This window comes from Polynucleobacter sp. MWH-UH24A, from assembly GCF_018687475.1.
In the GTDB taxonomy this organism is placed as follows: domain Bacteria; phylum Pseudomonadota; class Gammaproteobacteria; order Burkholderiales; family Burkholderiaceae; genus Polynucleobacter.
The window spans coordinates 1,153,509-1,173,514 of record NZ_CP061292.1; the positions used below are offsets into that span (position 1 = coordinate 1,153,509).

Annotated in this window: 21 protein-coding genes and 2 tRNA genes; 12 read left to right on the forward strand and 11 right to left on the reverse strand. The window is 47.8% G+C overall.

Features of this window, described 5'->3' with window-relative positions; genetic code table 11:
* Positions 1-32: 32 nt before the first annotated feature.
* Together ICV32_RS06065 and ICV32_RS06070 are read left to right on the forward strand one after the other, a co-directional pair.
* Positions 33-773, forward strand: coding sequence for a sulfite exporter TauE/SafE family protein (locus ICV32_RS06065; protein WP_215368887.1), 741 nt, complete (start codon positions 33-35; stop codon positions 771-773).
* Positions 770-1,627 carry an EamA family transporter gene (locus tag ICV32_RS06070; RefSeq protein WP_215368894.1) on the forward strand — a complete coding sequence of 286 codons (858 nt, stop codon included), beginning with the start codon at positions 770-772 and terminating at the stop codon, positions 1,625-1,627. Before ICV32_RS06065 ends, ICV32_RS06070 begins: the two co-directional genes overlap by 4 nt.
* Positions 1,628-1,899: 272 nt before the next feature.
* On the opposite strand, the gene ICV32_RS06075 is transcribed toward ICV32_RS06070, so the two are convergent.
* The 7 genes from ICV32_RS06075 to ICV32_RS06105 form a co-directional block, all read right to left on the reverse strand.
* A complete protein-coding gene (locus ICV32_RS06075; RefSeq protein WP_215368903.1) occupies positions 1,900-2,310 on the reverse strand; it encodes a YkvA family protein in 411 nt (136 codons plus the stop codon).
* Positions 2,311-2,438: 128 nt separating this feature from the next.
* Complete coding sequence (locus ICV32_RS06080; protein WP_251371820.1) at positions 2,439-2,828, reverse strand: hypothetical protein; 390 nt, start codon at positions 2,826-2,828, stop codon at positions 2,439-2,441.
* Positions 2,825-3,151, reverse strand: coding sequence for a heavy-metal-associated domain-containing protein (locus ICV32_RS06085; protein WP_215368914.1), 327 nt, complete (start codon positions 3,149-3,151; stop codon positions 2,825-2,827). The genes ICV32_RS06080 and ICV32_RS06085 overlap by 4 nt, the downstream gene beginning before the upstream one ends.
* Positions 3,152-3,161: 10 nt before the next feature.
* Positions 3,162-3,812: a hypothetical protein gene (locus ICV32_RS06090; RefSeq protein ID WP_215368916.1), complete on the reverse strand. Its 651-nt coding sequence runs from the start codon at positions 3,810-3,812 to the stop codon at positions 3,162-3,164.
* Positions 3,809-4,090, reverse strand: coding sequence for a copper-binding protein (locus tag ICV32_RS06095; protein WP_215368918.1), 282 nt, complete (start codon positions 4,088-4,090; stop codon positions 3,809-3,811). The genes ICV32_RS06090 and ICV32_RS06095 overlap by 4 nt, the downstream gene beginning before the upstream one ends.
* 55 nt (positions 4,091-4,145) lie before the next feature.
* Positions 4,146-4,472 carry a hypothetical protein gene (locus ICV32_RS06100; RefSeq protein ID WP_215368921.1) on the reverse strand — a complete coding sequence of 109 codons (327 nt, stop codon included), beginning with the start codon at positions 4,470-4,472 and terminating at the stop codon, positions 4,146-4,148.
* A gap of 248 nt (positions 4,473-4,720) precedes the next feature.
* Positions 4,721-4,797: transfer RNA gene (locus ICV32_RS06105), tRNA-Arg, on the reverse strand.
* Between the two features lie 111 nt (positions 4,798-4,908).
* Here ICV32_RS06105 and ICV32_RS06110 point away from each other — a divergent pair.
* From ICV32_RS06110 to ICV32_RS06120, 3 genes are read left to right on the forward strand one after another with little or no spacing between them, the layout of a single operon-like run.
* Entirely contained in the window at positions 4,909-5,751 is an 843-nt protein-coding gene (locus tag ICV32_RS06110) for a class I SAM-dependent methyltransferase (RefSeq protein WP_215368925.1), read from the forward strand.
* A gap of 8 nt (positions 5,752-5,759) precedes the next feature.
* Positions 5,760-7,115, forward strand: coding sequence for an APC family permease (locus ICV32_RS06115; RefSeq protein ID WP_215368927.1), 1,356 nt, complete (start codon positions 5,760-5,762; stop codon positions 7,113-7,115).
* 55 nt (positions 7,116-7,170) lie between these two features.
* Positions 7,171-8,025: a hypothetical protein gene (locus tag ICV32_RS06120; RefSeq protein WP_215368939.1), complete on the forward strand. Its 855-nt coding sequence runs from the start codon at positions 7,171-7,173 to the stop codon at positions 8,023-8,025.
* Between the two features lie 29 nt (positions 8,026-8,054).
* Here the strand turns inward: ICV32_RS06120 and ICV32_RS06125 are convergent.
* Positions 8,055-8,131: transfer RNA gene (locus tag ICV32_RS06125), tRNA-Pro, on the reverse strand.
* A gap of 82 nt (positions 8,132-8,213) precedes the next feature.
* Between ICV32_RS06125 and ICV32_RS06130 the strand changes: the two genes are divergently transcribed.
* Together ICV32_RS06130 and ICV32_RS06135 are read left to right on the forward strand one after the other, a co-directional pair.
* Positions 8,214-8,627 carry a hypothetical protein gene (locus tag ICV32_RS06130; protein WP_215368941.1) on the forward strand — a complete coding sequence of 138 codons (414 nt, stop codon included), beginning with the start codon at positions 8,214-8,216 and terminating at the stop codon, positions 8,625-8,627.
* Positions 8,628-8,726: 99 nt separating this feature from the next.
* Positions 8,727-10,838 carry a TonB-dependent receptor gene (locus ICV32_RS06135; RefSeq protein WP_215368943.1) on the forward strand — a complete coding sequence of 704 codons (2,112 nt, stop codon included), beginning with the start codon at positions 8,727-8,729 and terminating at the stop codon, positions 10,836-10,838.
* Here the strand turns inward: ICV32_RS06135 and ICV32_RS06140 are convergent.
* Complete coding sequence (locus ICV32_RS06140; protein ID WP_215368948.1) at positions 10,828-11,574, reverse strand: 1-acyl-sn-glycerol-3-phosphate acyltransferase; 747 nt, start codon at positions 11,572-11,574, stop codon at positions 10,828-10,830. The two genes, ICV32_RS06135 and ICV32_RS06140, sit on opposite strands and share 11 nt — an antisense overlap.
* A 95-nt stretch (positions 11,575-11,669) precedes the next feature.
* On the opposite strand from ICV32_RS06140, the gene ICV32_RS06145 reads away from it, so the two are divergent.
* From ICV32_RS06145 to ICV32_RS06160, 4 genes are all read left to right on the forward strand, one after another.
* On the forward strand, positions 11,670-12,536 hold the full coding sequence (locus ICV32_RS06145; protein ID WP_215368957.1) for a UDP-2,3-diacylglucosamine diphosphatase: 867 nt from the start codon (positions 11,670-11,672) through the stop codon (positions 12,534-12,536).
* Positions 12,533-13,561 (forward strand): glycosyltransferase family 1 protein, encoded by a 1,029-nt coding sequence (locus ICV32_RS06150; RefSeq protein WP_215368959.1) that lies wholly within the window; start codon positions 12,533-12,535, stop codon positions 13,559-13,561. Before ICV32_RS06145 ends, ICV32_RS06150 begins: the two co-directional genes overlap by 4 nt.
* A complete protein-coding gene (locus ICV32_RS06155; RefSeq protein ID WP_215368969.1) occupies positions 13,561-13,962 on the forward strand; it encodes a diacylglycerol kinase in 402 nt (133 codons plus the stop codon). The genes ICV32_RS06150 and ICV32_RS06155 overlap by 1 nt, the downstream gene beginning before the upstream one ends.
* 85 nt (positions 13,963-14,047) lie before the next feature.
* Entirely contained in the window at positions 14,048-14,995 is a 948-nt protein-coding gene (locus tag ICV32_RS06160; protein ID WP_215368972.1) for a GNAT family N-acetyltransferase, read from the forward strand.
* Here the strand turns inward: ICV32_RS06160 and ICV32_RS06165 are convergent.
* Positions 14,992-16,560: a Ppx/GppA phosphatase family protein gene (locus ICV32_RS06165; protein ID WP_251371821.1), complete on the reverse strand. Its 1,569-nt coding sequence runs from the start codon at positions 16,558-16,560 to the stop codon at positions 14,992-14,994. The genes ICV32_RS06160 and ICV32_RS06165 overlap by 4 nt on opposite strands.
* Before the next feature lie 77 nt (positions 16,561-16,637).
* Between ICV32_RS06165 and ppk1 the strand changes: the two genes are divergently transcribed.
* Positions 16,638-18,731, forward strand: a complete 2,094-nt coding sequence (gene ppk1, locus ICV32_RS06170; RefSeq protein WP_215368974.1) for a polyphosphate kinase 1 — start codon at positions 16,638-16,640, stop codon at positions 18,729-18,731.
* Here the strand turns inward: ppk1 and phoR are convergent.
* Positions 18,697-19,992: a phosphate regulon sensor histidine kinase PhoR gene (gene phoR, locus ICV32_RS06175; RefSeq protein WP_215368977.1), complete on the reverse strand. Its 1,296-nt coding sequence runs from the start codon at positions 19,990-19,992 to the stop codon at positions 18,697-18,699. The genes ppk1 and phoR overlap by 35 nt on opposite strands.
* Between the last annotated feature and the right edge of the window lie 14 nt (positions 19,993-20,006).

Below are 20,006 nucleotides of genomic sequence, written 5' to 3' on the forward strand. Positions count from 1 at the left end.
GTCTACAGGCACGCATCGACTAAGATCTTGAGATGGAACTTAGTGCAATCCATCTAATCCTTGGTCTTTTAGGAATTGGTGCTGGTTTGTTAGGGGGTGTGATTGGCTTTGGCACCACCATTATTCTCATGCCACCCTTAGTCTATTTGCATGGATCGCTGTTAACCATCCCCATCATTGCAATTACGGCAACCATTGCTAATCTGGCTAGGGTTTTCATTTGGTGGCGCAGTATTGATTGGAAAGTATGCGCCGTCTATGCTGCTAGCGCCATTCCTGCCGTTATTTTGGGCGCCAATACGTTAATCTTGCTCAATCCCCAGGCGATTGAGATTGTGCTGGGCCTATTTTTACTATTCCTCATTCCAATCCGTCGTTGGATGCGCCGCCAAGAGATCGTAGTTAGCCTGTGGCACATGGCCTTAGTTGGTGCTGGGATTGGCTATTTAACAGGCATCGTTGCAACAACAGGGGCGATTAATACCCCCTTCTTTTTGGCTTATGGATTAACCAAAGGCGCCTATCTCGGTACCGAGGCAGCCAGCTCACTTTCCATCTTCATTACCAAAGGGGTAGTGTTCCATGAACTGGGCGTGATTGATCGTATCGCTATCCTGGAGGGACTCTTTCTTGGGGTCTGTGTCTTTATAGGATCACTACTATCCAAACGAATTGTTCTAAAAATGCGTGAGGAGCAATTTATCCAGATGATGGAATGGGTGATTGCTATTTCGGGGATTGCAATTTTGATGATGAGTATGATTCACCAATGAGTGGTTTTGTCTTTTCCTGCATCTTAGGCGCTGCGCTCATGCACGCTCTTTGGAATATATTACTCAAGTCGGCATCGGATAAAAATCTAGAAACCGCGGTAGCAAACTTTGCAACCGCAATCCTAGCCCTTCCCTTGCTGGTGATATATGGACTTCCTGACTCCCAAACCTTTCCATATATCGCTTTATCAATTGCCCTTCATTTAATTTATTTTTATTTGGTTGCATCCGCATATCGCTTCGGGGACTTGAATCTCGCTTACCCCATCATGCGCGGTGCGGCCCCACTTTTAACCCTCTTATTTGGGTATGTGTTTTTACGTGAACAGGTATCTGATGGAGTAATTGCTGGCATTTTTCTTGTATCAGCTGGAGTCATCCTCTTGGGTTTACGTAAAACCACCTCCTCAGCCCATCATTTAAAAGCCCTACTCTTTGCTCTTGGCAATGCCTTAGTCATAGCCCTCTACACCATTGTTGATGGGCATGGGGTGCGGCTTAGTAATAATGCGTGGTCTTATGTGAGCCTATTAATGTTTTCGCATGGCTGTGTTTTTCTGTCAGTAGTCCTTTGGCAACGTCGTCGTCAGCAATTGCTACCGGAGAGCTTTAGCTATATCAAATCCCGTCTCATGTACCCCTTAATCGGCGGGACTTGTATTATTGGTTCCTATTCGATTGCACTTTGGGCAATGACCCAAGCCCCCATCTCCTTAGTTGCAGCAGTTCGGGAAACATCCGTTTTATTTGCATTTCTATTTGGAACTCTCTATTTAAAAGAATCGCCATACCCTCAGCGAATTTTAGGTGCGCTGGGAATATGTCTAGGTTTAATCTTGATACGAATTTACTAACTCTTAGTTCAGAGCATAAGAAAATCAACGATTACTGGTTTTTTATTTGATGAGAAGTTGCCACCCACGGCCGATAAGGGCAAACTAATCTACGAAACACAATATTCAAAAATGGGATATCTAGCCCTGATTCTGTGTCCGTCAAAACACCGGTGGTCGTACTGCTGGATGGGATATTCCCGCGGTTGAGGATGGCTAGTTACTTAAGCTTACGGAGTCGACGAAAAAATATGCTGCGATTAAGTGAAATATCAGTGTTTTAACTATGTCAGTTAAAGCGACAATATTTGTCCCATATCTCCGTAGTAAGACTTGACGCATACCCAAATCAATAAAATCCAAATTAACAAAATTATGAATAGCCCTAAATGGCTTTTGGGCTTTAGTTGATTGGATTTCAACCACTGTTGGGCTTGTTCTCGTGATTGAGCCATCACATCATCGGGTACTAATTTAATTGTGATCCAAATAAAGATTGGGATCAGAATAAGGTCATCAAGATAACCTAGTATTGGTACAAAGTCTGGAATTAAATCAATGGGACTTAGCGCATACGCTACTGTAATGAATGCCACTGCCCTCGCTATCAATGGTGTTTCAGGATTTTTAAGGGCAAACCATAAAACCAAGACATCGCGCTTGAGCTCCTTTGCCCAACCCTGAATTCTTTGAAATATTTTCACTATCTAATAATGGAAACTTATCAAGGTTCTAATGTAATTAGTATCGTTTCTAAGCGACCTAATTTTTTAAGCGTGTCAATCTCAAATCTAATCTCTATTTAGATACATCAAACCATAAACTAAATACCTTATAGAAGTGGCTGAATAAACGCAAACCATCCACCAATCATTAATAAGCCAAGGCTAATCCAATAAATTCGTTCTGAGAATTTCCGTGTTTTCAAGCAGGGATCACGCATCTTAGGATCAATCGGACATGGGGCATTTCGATTACGCCACTGCAATATGCCGCCAATGAGCATCAAACCACTACTTAATGCAAATATCGCCTCTTTATGCTCGCTAATCCACACAATCTTTGGAAATACAGATACTAAAGAGGCGAGCGTTGCCCCCGCACCCAAACTGACCAGGAGTGCGGGGATGGCACAGCAAATGAGGGTACTCGAACTCGCAAAGAGGCTAATTAAAGCACTGATATAGCTAGTCTTTGTTTCACTCAAGCCATCGTGACTCATTTTTTATCCTTTTGCTGAGCCTTAAATTGCGCAACCGTCTGCGGAATGGTTTCGATCTTGACTACGTCGTAGCCTGAGTCTTTGATCTCTTGGCTAATGAGCTTCTCATTGAGAGTTTTGCCCTCTTTGGCCTCAACGATCACGACTTTATTCTTGAGATCGACAAAGACTGCCTTGGTTTCGTCCATTTTGGAAATACTTTTCTCAATACCCTGGGCACAAAATGAGCAAACCATGCCATTGACGGTGACTTTCATACTAGCTAAGGCAGACTGGCTCAATGCCATAAATGCAATTGCAATGATTAAGTTCAATTGTTTCATTTTCATTCTCCTAATAGTTATACATAAAGTTAAATCGCAGTTGTCCTGATAAATTAGCGCCCGCCTCCACAAAGTACCGTTTGTGAATCACCCTGACCATCGGCGTGAACTCATATTGCTTAGAAACAAAGGTCATGCGCCTTGCTTCAATCACCACCCAGGGTTGCGGTTCGTCATAGTCCGCCTCATAAAAAGAGGCGCCCAAACGAGCGGTGGTGATATTGCTGGTTGCCCCCTGTGCGGCATAGACCCGAGCTGATGCCATTGAATAAAAGCGAGTGGTCTCGTAATCCACTTGAATACCTGGTGACGCCATGGCTTTTGAGCCAGCAAAGGTATTTCCAGTGGTAGAACCAAGACCGCCAATAAACCAGATATTGGCTTGTAGTTCTGGCAAATTCCAGCGTGCTACCTTGCGGGTGTAAACCGCTTCCAGATTTTGCTGTTTCGACACAGAGTTATCGGTTTGCATGGCACTTGCTGAAATCCCAAATGCATCATTTGCAGTGGTGGCGTAGTTCAAGCCTAACTCCTGATAGGTTTTACTAAAGTCCCCCATCAGCATCCAGCTGTTCTTAAACCCCATCGGCGCCGCCAATGAATTTTGGATACTTACTGCAAATAACAGGAAAAAGCTGGCTAAGGCAATTCCTTGCTTCATTTGAGTTTTTCCATGGTGGTGATATCAAGCGTTCCATCCACAACCTTGATTTGGAATCGGACTTTATCGCCCGGCCGATATTGATCCAGTGGAATCTCCTTAACCACTCCAAAGGGCATGGTCATCGGGGCCATCTTGATACTGGGGATGTACTCGTGCTTTAACACAATGCGGCTTCGTGATTGATCAACACGCACCACTTCACCATTTACCCACTCGGGGCTGGCATAGACGTAGGCCGAAAATAGACCAAGAAATACAACAATCAATCGTTTCATTTAACTCTCCAAAAAAGATCAAGCCCAAAATTTGGGCGGACTTATCCTAGGGGAGTTAAAGAATGGGTGGCTTATTAGCGACCGAGAGGTCGATACCCGTTAGTGTTTTGAGGGAGGTAGAAAAAGTTTGTGTAAATCGATCTGTTATTAGCGCAGGAACAGAATCAGGTAGTAAAGCAAAGGCCATGCATAAAGTACATGAGTAGCATCGATCCTCACTCACTTCAATGGCTTGGTGACTATCCATGGAATGTTGAGCTACATCACCATCTTGGTGACAAGGATGGGCTACTACCGACTCCTGCATCTGGCTCACGGGGATAACAAGCACTTTTTGCATGCCCATATCCAACACCGCCCAAGCTTGGACTGGAGTCAGCATTACCAGAAATACAAGGAAAATTTTTCGTAACATCGTTTTAATTTACCACTTTTTGTAGAAAAATGATGAGTCGGTTTAGGCTTCGCATTTGGGTTTGTCGGGTTTCCCGATAGATTCCACCAAGTTCCACTAGATGCCAGTAATTTCGGAGATTTCAACCGGTAACTGCGCCCCACCGCTGTCGGTCTGATAGGTGCCCAATCCGGACCACAATCAGCTCAATCGAATCAGTAGAAAATTCCATTGGGTGGCCTGCCCAGCAGGAGTCGAACCTGCGACCTACGGCTTAGAAGGCCGTTGCTCTATCCAGCTGAGCTATGGGCAGTTGGGATGACTGATTTTAATGGACTATCCCCTGCCTTGGGCTCTTTTGGGCAATTTATTAAACTCCTGTTATAAATAGTGTTTTCATAACAAAAACTGTGTTGGAGATTTCATGAAATTCCTCAAATCTTGGCTTCTACTGATTGGTTTAAGCCTTTCTGTTTCTTCGTTTGCTCAATTCCCTGCCGATGTGGGTGACGACAAGTATCAGCCTCGCTTGGGTCAAGAAGGCAAAGATGTGATTTGGATGCCGACTAGCAATGAGTTGATTGCCCAAATGCTCAAGACCGCCAAAGTGGGTCCCAATGATTTGGTGTATGACCTTGGTGCTGGTGATGGCAGAATTGCGATTGCAGCAGCCAAAGATTTCGGTGCGCGCACCATCGGTATTGAATTCAATCCCGATATGGCAGCCTTTGCACAACGCAATGCTAATCGTGCGGGCGTGGGTGATCGTGTAAAGATCATTAATGGGGATATCTTTAAAGAAGACTTTAGCAAAGCAACTGTCGTGACCATGTATTTGTTACCTGATCTGAATTTACGTTTGCGACCCATCATTCTTGCCATGAAACCCGGTACTCGTGTGGTCTCGCATGCTTTCACGATGGGCGATTGGGAAGCCGATAAAGAAATTGATGCGGGACAAAGAGGTTACTACTGGGTCGTTCCTGCTAATGTGGCTGGTGAATGGCAACTCGATGGTGTTGATGTAAACGGCAAAGGCACCCTCAGTTTGTCGCAACGTTACCAACGCATTGGTGGCAACCTCACTATCAGTGGCAAATCACAACCAATCCTTAATCCAACCCTTGAGGGCGACAAACTGAGTTTTGGCTATCTTGATCGTAAGAACAATTTGCATTCAGTGAAAGTTACTGTCAATGGCTCACAGTTAAAGGGTGAAGACAAAGGCAGTACGACGTTTACTGAAGTAACCGGTAAGCGCCGTTAAGTCTGTCAATGGGAAGTTCTGAAGGCGCTAGCTCTAGCGCCTCTCCTCTTCGTTTGCTCAGCCCCCTTGGGGCTGTTGCCATTATTGTGGGCATCGTCATTGGTGCCGGTATCTTCAAAACCCCATCGATGGTGGCTGGTATCACCGGTGACGTTGGCTGGGCTATTACCATTTGGATCGCTGGCGCACTCATCTCATTGATGGGTGCGCTTTGCTATGCTGAGCTTGCCACCCTCTATCCCCATGCAGGCGGGGATTACCATTTCTTGACCCGTGCGTATGGCAAGAACGTCTCGTTCTTATATGGTTGGGCCAAGGCGATGGTCATTAATACTGGCTCGATTGCTTTGTTGGCCTTTGTGTTTGGTGACTACATGACCAAGGTGTTACCTCTAGGGACTCATTCTTCGCTTTATTGGGCATTCTTCATTGTGATTGCCCTCACACTGGTTAACTTGATTGGGATTCATGCATCAGCCAATGTGCAAACAGTACTCACTGTTTTAGAGGTAACTGGTTTAGTTGCCATCGTAGTTGCTGGCTTTGGTTTGTTTGGAAATGCTCCACCTGCGGTTGATAACCCCCCCATGTTTAGTAGCACCCCACAACTGGGCATGCTTGGCTTGGGAATGGTTTTTGTCTTACTCACCTTTGGCGGTTGGAATGAATCCGCTTACATCTCAGCTGAACTCAAAGGCACTAGCAAAACAATTGTGAGCGTGATTGTGATCAGCTTGGTAGTCATTACCATCATCTATTTACTAGTCAATATTGCCCTCATTAATGGACTTGGTCTTAAAGCACTAGCCAGCAGTAAAGCCGCCCCTGCGGATCTATTGGGCTTAGTCTTTGGCCCTGTGGGTGAGAAATTACTGGGTTTATTTGTAGCGGTTGCTGCGCTCACCAGTATTAATGCCACCATGATTGTGGGGGCCCGCACCAACTACGCCATGGGTGAAGACTGGGATGGTCTTAGCAAAATGGGCAAATGGGAATCTTCCCGCGGCACACCCACGTTTGCGTATCTGGTTCAGGGTGTCATCAGTCTGGCCTTGGTTGGCTTTGGTGCCCTACAAAGCGATGGCTTTGAAGCCATGGTGGAATTTACTGCCCCGGTCTTCTGGACCTTCTTGTTATTGGTTGGTATTGGTTTATTTGTATTGCGGTTTAAAGATCGCTCCCCGCGCCCCTTTAGCGTTCCCCTCTACCCCATCACACCACTGATCTTCTGCGCCTCGTGTGCTTACCTGGCTTACTCCAGCATCATGTATGCGCATAGCAAAGGGGCAGTGCAGATCTCTTTCTATGTGATGCTTGCCGGCATCGTGGCATTACTCATTCTGCGTTTACGTAAGGCCTCTTAGGTCATTAAATTGACATCTGGCTCTGTAAACTGGAGCTTTTAGGGTGTTGCTGTTCATGCGTTTGTTCTCGTTGATTCAATATGCTTTGCTGATTCTGGTCTTGACTGGATTGCCAAGACCAGTCTATGCATTTGAGCCATTAAATACCGATGATGCGGGCACGATTGGTAAAAGCGTTAACCAGATCGAGCAGTACTTTTATGTTTTACACAACAACACGCCGGGTAATCCTGGTAGCGTGGCTACCCCTGGTGAGGAGTTCCGAGGGCTTGGTAATGCTAAGGCTTTTCCATTTACTTACACCCATGGTCTCTCCGATACCACTGAGATTGCGTTTGCTACCACCTACTATGCAACTCCGCGTGGATCCTACTCGCCATTCTCAAACAATATTGTTTCCTTTAAATGGCGCTTCTGGGGCGATGGTCAGACCGGCCTTGGAATGGCAATTAAGCCAGCAATTACCCTGCCAGCGAGTACCTCACAGCAGGTACAAGGCTTAGGTCTGGCAAAGACCAATTACGAGTTCAACTACATCCTCTCCTACTATTGGGAACGGATTCAGGTGCATACCAATATTAGTTACGCCCGTAATCCCTACAACACCAACTACCCCATTAGCGGCACATACAGTCCGTATCAAATTAATTTGGTATCGGCTTCAATTGCGCCCGTCTGGATCGTCAACTCGTGGCTCAAGCTTGCTTTGGACATTGGTAGCTCAATTGATACCTCCACCGATGCCGCTGCGGTCAACGACTATGGGATGGTAGCAGCGATCTTCTCAGTCGATAAAAATATTGATGTTGGGTTCTCGTATTTACAAAGTAGCACGACGCCAAATAATGCATGGACTAGCAAAGGGATCGTATCCAACCGTACCGAGATTGGTGTCACTTGGCGTTTTTGAGGAATTTGGGAGAATCAACAAGAGAAAAGTGGTCGGAGTACAAGGATTCGAACCTTGGACCCCCTGCTCCCAAAGCAGGTGCGCTACCAGGCTGCGCTACACTCCGACAGACCTCCATTATAGCCTGACTGGGGCCTAAGTACCTGCCTACATCTGGGGGGCTTGACAGCTCAGGTACCATTAAAGGTATGCGTATCTCTTTGCCCCCTCGACTCGCCTCACAAAATACTGCGCCCATCAAGCGCTGGGTCGTGCTTGGCTTCGTGCTATTGAGCCTCTTAAGCACTCAATGGCTTGGGTTGGTTCACCAGTTAGAGCATCAAGAATTTAAACCCTCGGTAACCCTCCACGCCCATGAGTCCCATGCCAGCTGCGAGAGCCATGATCATTCGCTCTTTGCATTCCTGGGCCACGAAGAGAGTTCAGTCGATTGCCAACTCTTTGATGCGATCACGCTCGCGGGTCTCATTACTGGCAGTCCAATTCAGTTTGTTGCTCCAAATGGTTTTAGCCAATCCCTCTTTGGCTTTGTCACTCAAGTTAGTGCATCTCGCACTCACGAGCCCTATCAATCGCGGGCACCCCCACTCCCCATCCTCTAATCCCCCTACGTAAATCGGTCTTCGCCTGAAGACGGATTTGAATGCTTAAACGGCTTGACCTAGCTTGGCTGGGTCATCCCCCATTTGGATGAATCAATCATGAACCTGACATACTCAGCGATCGCAACACAGCGATCAGCCCTTTGGCTTGTGGCCACAGCTGCATTTAGTAGCGCAGCTATGGCACAACAAAATCCCATGCAAATTGATGTCACGGGCTCCCGTGAGTCTGCAAGCAGCATTTTGACCCCCACCAAGATCTTGCAAGGTAATGAGTTGCAAGACAAATTAGGTACCACCTTAGGCGCCACCATTGGAAATGAACTTGGTGTATCGCAAACGGGTTACGGTCTTGGTGCATCGCGCCCCGTGATGCGCGGTCTCGAAGGGGCGCGTGTTCAGATCTTACAAAACGGTCTATCGGTTGGTGATGTCTCTGCAATCTCTGCAGATCATGCGGTAGCAAGCCCAGTGGCGAATGCCAGACAGATTGAGATTTTGAGAGGAGCTGCTGCTCTACTCTATGGTTCAGGATCGAGTGGTGGCTTAGTCAACGTCGTCAATGACCGGATTTTGACAACCTTGCCCGATAAGCCAACGGGTGCAGTGAACACCAGCTATGACACGGTGAGTAATGGCAGAGCAGCCTCTGGTGTTATTGAGAGTTCCGTGGGATCCGTGGCAGTTCATGTGGATACCGCCATCAATAACAACCAGAACTATCGGATTCCGGGATACGCCGAGCAAAATGGGCCAAACGCAAACTGGAAAATTAATCCCAATGGAGAGGCTGAAAATGTCGCGTATTCAGGAAAACTACCAAACTCATTTAATAACCAAAATAACTTAGGCGTGGGCGCCTCGTATATTGGCAAATCGGGATACACGGGTATTTCAGTTGAGCGTTTGAACAATAACTACGGTATCCCGACACCTGAGGGCGGCATGATTGCCCAATCTCAAAATCGCTATGACTTCCAGCATCAAACCCGTGATCCATTTGCAGGGTTCTCTTCAATTAAGTTTAGTGCAGCAAATAGTAATTACAACCACACAGAGTTTTCTATAACAAATGGAGCTTATACACCTGCCGCTCTTTGGAAAAATATTGCTAATGAGGCAAGGCTTGAATTGGCGCACAAGGCGATTATGGGTTGGAAAGGAACGTTTGGTGCACAAGTAACGAGATCCTCCGTTGAGGCCGTAGAGATTGGAAGTGGAAGTTATGCCATCTTGCCATCGACCAAGACCAACTCCAACGCACTCTTCTGGATTGAAGAGGGCCGCTGGGGTGCCCTACAAGGTAATTTGGGTTTACGGTATGACAATGTCAAACAAAATCCAAATTCTTCAACGGTATTAAGTGCTGAAGGTCCATTCGCTAGCCCAACAACAGACCCTACAGCTCCCCAAGTCCAAAGTAAAAACTTTAATTTAATCTCCTATTCTGCTGGCGGCCTCTGGTACTTTGCGAACGGGTATGGCACTGGTCTTTCTTATACAGTTTCTCAGAGAGCTCCAAGTGCCCAGGAGCTCTACTCCTACGGGATTCATGAGTCGACTGCCACCTTCGCGGTGGGTAATTCCAATTTAAGTAAAGAGACCTCACACAACCTAGAGTTCAATCTTCAAAAAACCATGGGTCAAGTTCGGGGCAAGGTGAATGTGTATCTCAATAAATTTAATAACTATATTTATGGCTTCTATACTGGACAATACATTACTCAGGCTGCAGATGAAGGTAAGGGATTCTCTGTAGTTCAAGCCCAACAAGCTGCTGCTACCATTAAGGGGACTGAGGGTGAGCTGACCTACAACTGGGGCAATGTGGGTAGCGGTGCACGCTTGTTTGCCGATGCGTCTCAAGGTACTTTTGATGCGGGTGGTAACTTGCCCTTGCAACCTGCTCCTCGGGTTGGTGTGCAGGTGGCACATCAGAAGAATGGGTGGTTGGCCAATGCGAGTTATACCTATAGCTTTCAGCAAAATCGTTTAGCCACTTGGGAGGTTGGGCCTACTCCAAGCTATAACCTCTTAAATGCCGGTTTGTCCTATACCGAGAAGATCAACAAGGTGAGCTGGACGGGCTATATGATGCTCAAGAATATTCTGAACGATGATATTCGGTATGCCACCACGCCAATGGCGGTTCGTTTATACGCACCCCAGCCCGGCCGCAGTTTGATGGTTGGCGTTCGAGCTAACTTCTAGTCTCAATCATGGATCGCACTTGGGTCTCGCAATACAGCGCGAGGTCCTTGCGATCCAAATCAGTTGCTGGGCTTGGAGCAAAGATCAGCTCGACGGTAATGGCTTTGGCTCTGAGCATCTTGGCAATTGAATCAAATAGGGTCATGTCGCCAATGAAGGCTGTGGTATCGCTATATTCCTGATTGGCATTGCGATACCGAATAGCCATTGGGAAGGTTTGGACGTGGGTTTGTGCGGCTGACTCAAAGAGATTGGTCTTGAATGGTAAGACCTGATCCCCTGCTGTTGAGGTCCCTTCTGGGAAGATGCATATTGGTTCTTTTGGGAGTAGATCTTCCAATTGCTTAGCAATCTCTTTGCCGTGCCGTTTATTGTCTCTGCGAATAAAGAGGGTTCCAGTTTGCCTAGCCATCCAACCAAATACGGGCCAGCCAGCGACTTCCGACTTAGCCACAAAGCGGCAAGGCAAGAAGGAATGAATACTGGCAATATCAATCCACGAAATATGGTTAGCCGCAATCAGATAGCCCCCGCTCTTGGGCAAATACTCGGTATTGATGGCCTTGAGTTTGAGACCAAAGATGCTAAGCAGTTGCTTCGACCAAGATTGAATATGGCGTTTCTTGATAGCTTCTTGCGCAAAGGGAAAGATGATTATCAGGATCAACGCACCTTTGATCACATGGAAAATGATGTGCAAGGCGGGCCAGAGTAAGAGTCGGGAGGAATCTGCCATAGTTCAGATGATAAAGGGGTTGTATTGGCGCTTGTCATCAAACTGACACTAAAGTGTCATGATGATTTCATGATGCGGTGGCATCGTAGAGGTCCATGGAGCACTATCGAGCCATTTGGATCTCAGACGTGCATCTCGGGACACCTGGATGCCAGGCTAAATTCCTCCTCGATTTCTTAAAGCATAACGAATCCGACACCCTTTATCTAGTGGGCGACATCATTGATGGTTGGCGCTTAAAGAAAAGTATCTACTGGCCACAGTCCCATAACGATGTGGTCCAAAAGATCTTACGTAAAGCTCGCAAAGGAACTGAAGTTGTGTATGTTCCTGGCAATCATGATGAATCGATTCGTCAGTTCTTAGGCCTCTCCTTTGGTGAAATCAAAGTGGTGCCTGAAGCCATTCATACAACGGCTGATGGTCGCAAGCTCTGGATTACCCACGGCGATTTATTTGATGGCGTGATGCAATACGCCAAGTGGCTTGCCTATGTGGGTGACAACCTCTACTCCCTGATCCTGTACTTCAATCGCTACCTTAATCTGCTACGCGTTCGGATGGGCATGCAATATTGGTCACTCTCGCAATACCTAAAGCACCAGGTGAAGAATGCGGTGAGTTACATCGCCGACTTTGAAATGATCATGGCGCGCGAGGCCCGCTTACGGGGCTGCCAAGGCGTGGTCTGTGGGCATATCCACAAAGCCGAGATCCGCATGATCGACAACCTCCTCTATTGCAATGATGGCGATTGGGTCGAAAGCTTGACTGCCCTAGTTGAAACCCACGAGGGCGAGCTCAAGATTGTGCATTGGCCTCGCATCTTGGACGACAAACCCGTCATCGAGGAAGTAACGGTTGAACAAATGAGCTTATCAATTTCTTTTCCAAGCCGCGTGTCATCACCTGGATTGATGGCGCAATCCACTATTACCCATTCAATGGAGACCATTACATGAGAATCATGATCGTGACTGACGCTTGGGAACCCCAAGTCAATGGCGTTGTAAGAACCCTCAAGCAAACTACGTATGAGCTGCAGAAGATGGGGCATCAGGTCGAGATGATTACTCCCGCTGAATTTAAGACCATCCCCTGCCCAACTTATCCTGATATCTCCTTGTCGATCCTGCCTGGTAAAGGTGTCGCCAAGCGGATGAGGGCGTTCTCGCCCGATGCGATTCACATTGCGACCGAGGGGCCACTTGGCTTGGCGGCACGCTCGTATGCACTACGCCATCACTTACCATTCTCAACCGCTTACCATACTCGTTTTCCGGAATACGTCTATGCACGGGCTCGTATTCCTCTGGCATGGACCTATCGCTTCCTCAAATGGTTTCATGGACCATCGATGGCGGTAATGGCACCCACCCAAGTGGTGAAAGACGATCTTGAGAAATACGGTTTTGATAATGTTGTGATCTGGTCACGCGGTGTTGACCTTGAGATCTTTAAAGCCCAATCCTCCAAGGTATTGAACTCTGCTCATCCCATCTTTTTATACGTAGGTCGGGTTGCGGTTGAAAAGAATATCAATGCCTTTTTGGAGATTGATCTGCCTGGATCAAAGTGGGTGGTCGGTGACGGTCCAGCCTTAAAAGAAATTAAGGAGAAATACCCCCTCGTGAACTACCTTGGCGTTCTCAATCAATATCAATTGGCCGAGGTCTATGCTGCCGCTGATGTGTTTGTGTTCCCAAGCAAGACCGACACCTTTGGTCTCGTTTTGCTTGAAGCCATGGCGTGTGGTCTCCCTGTGGCTGCTTACCCTGTGACGGGTCCGATTGATGTACTGGGTGACTCCAAAGCCGGGGTCATGCATGAGGATTTAAAGACTGCATGCATGGAGGCGCTACGCATTCCGCGTGAGGTAGCGCGTGCTCATGCCGAGAATTTCTCATGGAAAGCAGCAAGTGAGCAATTTGCCAATCATTTAAAGCCGGTTCGTGTGCATGTGAGCACGCAAACGGTTCCTGCTTAATGAGCCAGCCGTACGACATTAAACAAAATCCCCACAAGGGGAATCGTGGTCTAACCCGGGCAATCCATGCCGCCAAAAATTCGTGGCATGGCTTAATCTTTGCGTATCAAGAGGAAAGCGCCTTTCGGCAGGAATTGGTCTTATTACTTGTCTTAAGTCCAATTGCCATTCTCTTGCCAGTGGGTCTACTCGAGAAGGCGCTCATGATCTGCTCCTTAATCATGGTGCTGGTCATTGAACTACTCAACTCGAGCGTAGAAGCGGCTATTGATCGGATCTCTTTTGAACACCACGACCTCTCTAAACGGGCCAAGGATTTTGGTTCGGCCGCCGTGATGTTAGCCCTATTAATCGCCTTTGTGATCTGGGCTGCCGTCCTTTATCAAGAATTTATTCAATAAAATCAATTACTTATGATTCTGTCGCCATTGCCTTATTCCTGTAATATATGCCCTATAGGATCAGGCTATCACCTTAGGAACCGCTATGCCTGATATCCCAAATCCCTTTTCGCCCTTGGACAATCTATTCATTACATCGAAACGTCATGCGAACGCATCAATTCCTACAAAACCCTGGGCGGATAAATTGAATCCCCTTAAGAAGCTCTTTGGCAAAAAGCCCGAGGCCACCAAGGGTGAGGCCAAATCCGAGACATCTTCATCCAAGACTGGATTAGAAAATGTCCCCCAGCTATTAGGTAAAGCCAAGCGTGCCCCGTTCAAGATTTCATGGGCCATCAATGACGAAGAGATCAAAGAAGCGCAGCGCTTGCGTTACAAGGTGTTTGCTGAAGAGATGGGTGCACGCTTACCGGCCAATGAAGAAGGTCTTGATATCGATGAGTTTGATGCCTATTGCGATCATTTACTCATTCGTGACCCTGAGACCTTGCGCGTGATTGGTACCTACCGTGTCTTGCCACCCCATAAAGCGAGTCAACTCGGTCGTCTTTACTCGGACTCCGAATTTGATCTCTCTCGTATTAATCATTTGCGCCCCAAAATGGTTGAAGTGGGTCGCTCTTGTGTACACGAGGACTATCGCACGGGCGCAGTGATCATGGCACTATGGAGTGGTCTTGGCCAGTACATGAAACAGCATCAATATGAGATCATGCTTGGTTGCGCCAGCATTCCGATGGCTGATGGCGGCCACTATGCAGCGAGTCTCTACAACTCGCTCGGGCCGGAGCAAATGGCACCGGTTGAGAACCATGCATTTCCGAAGTTACCCCTCCCCTTAGATCGTCTAAATGGCGGTCTTGATGTTGAAGCGCCACCACTCATCAAGGGCTACCTAAAACTTGGAGCAAAGATTTGCAGTGCTCCGGCTTGGGATCCCGACTTCAACACCGCTGATCTACTCACGATGTTGCGTCTCTCCGAAATGAATCCGCGCTACGCGAAGCATTTCCTAGAAAAAGCCGACTAGTCGATTAGCTTTAGGGTATAGCGATACCCAATTCGTTCCCACTCCGCTGCTTCTTTACGCAGGCTGAACTCGGTTAAGGGGTGGGCACTTGCCCACTGTCGATCAAGCAAGACCTCAAAGGTCTCAGTGTTAGGGTTCTTTATCTTCACCTTGGGTAAATGCTCATCCATGCGTGAGCGGCACAAGACATGCGCTAGACGGATGCAGAACAACATGCGCCAGTCGGTGAAGTTGGCATTGTTCGAGAGTTTGCCAAGTTTACCGGTGTGTCCCAGTAAGAGCGCCGCCAGTCGGGCTTGATCATTCTTGGAGAACCCCGGCATATCGGCATTTGCTGCGATATAAGCCGAGTGCTTGTGATAGCCGTTATGCGAGATCGATAATCCCACCTCATGCAAGTTGGCTGACCAGCCAAGTAAGGCAAGATTATCGGTGCGGCTCTCATGATTCGGCTTTGGTAATTGGGCCAAGAAATCCGCCGCCAGCATCCCTAAGCGATGCGCCTGCTCACGATCGACTGCATAGCGTTGCATAAACTGCTCAACGGTTACGAAGCGCATATCGTCATGTTGCGTGCGACCTAATAGATCATAGAGCACACCCACACGCAAAGCTGCATCACTAACTTCCATGCGCTCGATTCCTAACTCATCAAAGATGGCGATCATGATCGATAGTCCTCCAGGTAATACCGGACGACGATCATCTTTAAGGTTAATGAGTTGAACGCGATCGATGTGATCAAAGTCGAGTAGGCGCTTCTTCATCCCCTTGAGGCCTTGCAAGGTAATCACCCCCGCACCGCTATTGTCTAAGGGATCAAGAGTCGATTTCTCCCCAGAACCATTGAGTTTGTTATCGGCAATCAAATCCGATAAAGCGCGTGCCGTTCCAGATGAACCAATCACTTGATTCCATCCCGACTTGCTAAATCGTCCTTTAATCACTTGTACCTCACGGCGCGCTGCAAGCTCTGCCTCTTTAAATGCATGGGGATCGATCGCGCCGTTCGGAAAAAAGCGGATGCTATGCGAGACGCAGCCGATATAAAGACTCTCTAAGAGCTTAGGCTCATAGCCCTTGCCAATGATGAACTCGCTTGAGCCGCCACCCACATCAATCACCAAGCGATTACCAGAGACGGCTGGTGCCTCATGCGAGGTGCCGATATAAATCAAGCGGGCCTCTTCAACTCCAGCAATCACCTCGATTGGAAATCCCAAGGCAACCTGAGCTTCTTGCACAAACTTTTGCGCATTACGTGCTACCCGCAAGGTATTGGTGGCAACGGCTCTCACCTGTTCTGGCCGAAAGCCCCGCAAGCGCTCTCCAAAGCGTCGAATTGCGCCTAAGCCCCGCTCCATTGCCTCATCATCCAGGACCTTACCGGGGGTTAAGCCTGCTGCCAAGCGGACCGGCTCACGCAAGGTATCAATGGTACGTAGCTGCATCCCGGAGGGAGTAATGTAGGCCTGGCAGATGAGCAGTCGAAAGCTATTGGAGCCAAGGTCCACAGCGGCCACTAGGTCTAGTCCGGGCTTATTGGGGGTGCTGGTCTTAGACACGGTATTTAGAATTTATTAAGGTCAAAGACTATTATCGTATGAAATAAAAGTGACACATTTGTGAAATATAAAGAGATATGTCACTTTTATTACTCAACCGTGAAATCGGTATTCTGGAGTTTAATTCACGGGTACTAGCGCAAGCCGAAGATCCAAAAATTCCCCTCTTGGAACGCATTCGCTTTCTGAGTATTGTCTCGAGTAATCTCGATGAGTTCTTTGAGATTCGGATGGCGGGTATCAAAGAACAGCTCAGCGACAACCCCTTAAAAGTGGGTGCTGACGGGCGCACGATTGCTGAGAACTATGAGCTAGTCTCTCAACATGCACATGCGCTTGTTGATCGCCAATACCATCTGTATCAGCAAGTATTACTTCCTCAGCTTTGTAAAGTCAATATTCAGTTCTTGCTGCCCGAGCACTGGAATCACGAACAACGCGTTTGGGCTGAGGACTTCTTTAAAGAAGAGCTCTTTCCCCTCCTAACACCCATCGCACTCGATCCCGTTCATCCTTTTCCACGCGTCATCAATAAGAGTCTGAACTTTATTGTTCAACTCGAGGGTAAGGATGCATTTGGGCGCAAAGCGAATCTCGCTGTGGTACAGGCGCCGCGTTCACTCCCTCGCTTGGTCAAAATGCCTAAGCGCCTTGCGGGTCGTCAAGAAACATTTGTCTTTTTATCATCGTTTATTCAGGCCTTTGTCGGTCAACTGTTCCCGGGAATGAGCGTCCTAGGCTGTTATCAATTTCGGGTCACGCGCAATTCCGATCTCTTTGTATCCGATGACGAGATCACCGACTTACGCCAAGCCTTACAAGGTGAGTTGCCCACCCGCCATTTAGGTGATGCCGTGCGACTTGAAGCGAACATTAATATTCCAGAAGCGTTGTTGCAACGCCTGTGTAAAGAGAATAATCTGGACATGCGCGATTGCTATCGGGTGAATGGCCCCGTCAATTTAGTCCGCCTTGCGCAACTCCCTGACTTGGTCGATGAGCCTAAGTTGGTCTTTAAGCCTCATATCCCTGCTATGCCGTTCAAACGTGGCTCAGGTAATGGCGTGATCTCATTCTTTGAGCGTATTAAACAGTCTGATCTACTCTTGCACCACCCCTATGAAAGCTTTGAGCCTGTCTTAGACCTCTTACGCGAAGCCAGTCGAGATCCTCACGTAATGGCTATCAAGCAAACGGTATACCGAACTGGCGATAAATCACCAGTGATGGAGGCGCTGATTGAGGCTGCCCAAAATGGTAAAGAGGTCTCTGTAGTTCTTGAACTCCTTGCTCGTTTTGATGAGCAAACCAATATCAATTGGGCAGCCCGCTTAGAGGAAGTAGGCGCGCATGTGGTGTATGGTGTGGTCGGTCATAAATGCCATGCCAAGCTCTTACTCATCGTTCGTAAAGAGAAAATCCACAAATCGGGTAAGACTGCACTGGTACGCTACGCCCACCTTGGAACCGGTAACTACCACCCTCGCACCGCCAAGCTCTACACCGATTTTGGTTTGATGACCTGCGATCCGCTCATCACTAAGGATGTGCATCAGGTTTTTCAGCAACTCACAGGGACTGGCATGCAACTCGAGACCCGAGAGCTGTGGGAAGCACCGTTCACCATGCTCGAGCAACTCGTGCATCACATCCGTGCCGAGACCAAGGCTGCGAAGCAAGGCAAGAAGGCGCGCATCATTGGCAAGATGAATGCCCTTTTGGAAAAGACCATCATCGAGGAGCTCTACAAAGCCTCTCAGGCTGGGGTGAAGATTGATTTGATTGTGCGCGGTGTCTGTGCGCTGCGCCCTGGAGTAAAAGGTCTGTCCGAGAACATTAAGGTGCGCTCGATCGTGGGCCGTTTCTTAGAGCATCACCGGATTTATTACTTCTACCATGGTGGCTCTGAGCAGGTCTATCTGTCCAGTGCAGACTGGATGGAACGTAATCTGCTACGCCGCGTCGAAGTTGCCTTCCCCATCAAAGATCCCAAACTAAAGCAACGGGTGATTAACGAGGGTTTGATGGTTTTGCTTAAAGACAATGCCTCAGCATGGCTCATGAAGGCCGATGGTAGCTATGTCAAGAGTAAGCCACGCATCAATCAGGCTCCAATCGTGGGTCAACTCGAACTGCTTAAGAAATTCGTTCGGGCGGAAAGCGCAGGGTAAAGGTGCTACCCTTACCAAGCGTACTCTCAATAACTAGCTGAGCCTGATGACGGCTCGCCACATGCTTCACAATCGCTAACCCTAAACCGGTACCACCAGTCTCACGCGAGCGACTTCGATCGACCCGATAAAAACGCTCCGTTAAGCGCGGGATGTGCTCCGATGAAATCCCGGGGCCAGTATCAGTGACCGAGAACTCGCCCTCGCCTGCAGCATTGATACCCCATGAGACCGTTACCGATCCAACCTCGGGGGTATACCGGATCGCATTGGATACCAAATTACTAAAGGCTGATAAAACTTCACGTTCCTCACCCAATAAATTACAGGATGTATTGAGATTCATGTTGAGTGCGTGTTTACCTTGCGATAAGGCATAAGCATCATTTTTGATGAGTGACATCAAATAGCTCATTGAAATGCTGTTTAATGGAGCTGGTTGTGAATTAGCCTCAAGATTTGCCAGAGTTAAGAGATCCTCAACCAAGTTTTTCATACGCTTGCCTTGATCCATCATCATCTCAAGGTATTGGGCTTTTTGCTCTGGGGGAAGATCTAAGGTCTGAACTGTTTCCAAAAATCCCATCATGACGGTCAATGGTGTGCGCATCTCGTGCGAAACGTTCGCCACAAAGTCACGACGCATGGCCTCAGCCTTACTCAAATCGGTAATATCCTGAATTAGGACCAAGCGCCGGTTCTCAGAGAATGGGAAAGCTTGCAGAAGAAGAATGCGACTGAAATTTGCCCCCATCTTCTCTAGCACGACTGGTTCATCATACTTACGACCCGTAATGTACTGTACAAACTCAGGGCGTCGCACGATGTAGTGAATTCTCTGTAGCACATCCCGCTTGAACTGAATACTGAGGAACTGCTCTGCAATCGCATTGCACCACTCAATTTGATCCTGATCATCGAGCATCACAATGCCATTGGGTGACGCTTGAAAAGCTTCGATGAAGCGTCTGTATTGGCGTTCTACATGCTCAATATCTTTACGTAAACCAGTAATAATACGTTGAAGCCTAAAGAAGATTTCGGACCAAGAACTTCCAAATCCAAACAAATGAGAAATCCCAGCGCCCCTCACAAAAACATCTAAACGGGATTGATTGACGTAGGCAATAAATAGACTGATGACTACGATTAAAAGAGCAATTAACCATCCGAGCTCATCGCCCAAAAACGACTCTCCGATCAGGCCAGCAATGCTGGCAAGCACAAGGATCGGGATAAGTCGCAGAAATCCAGAAAGCATGGCGACATCTTAGA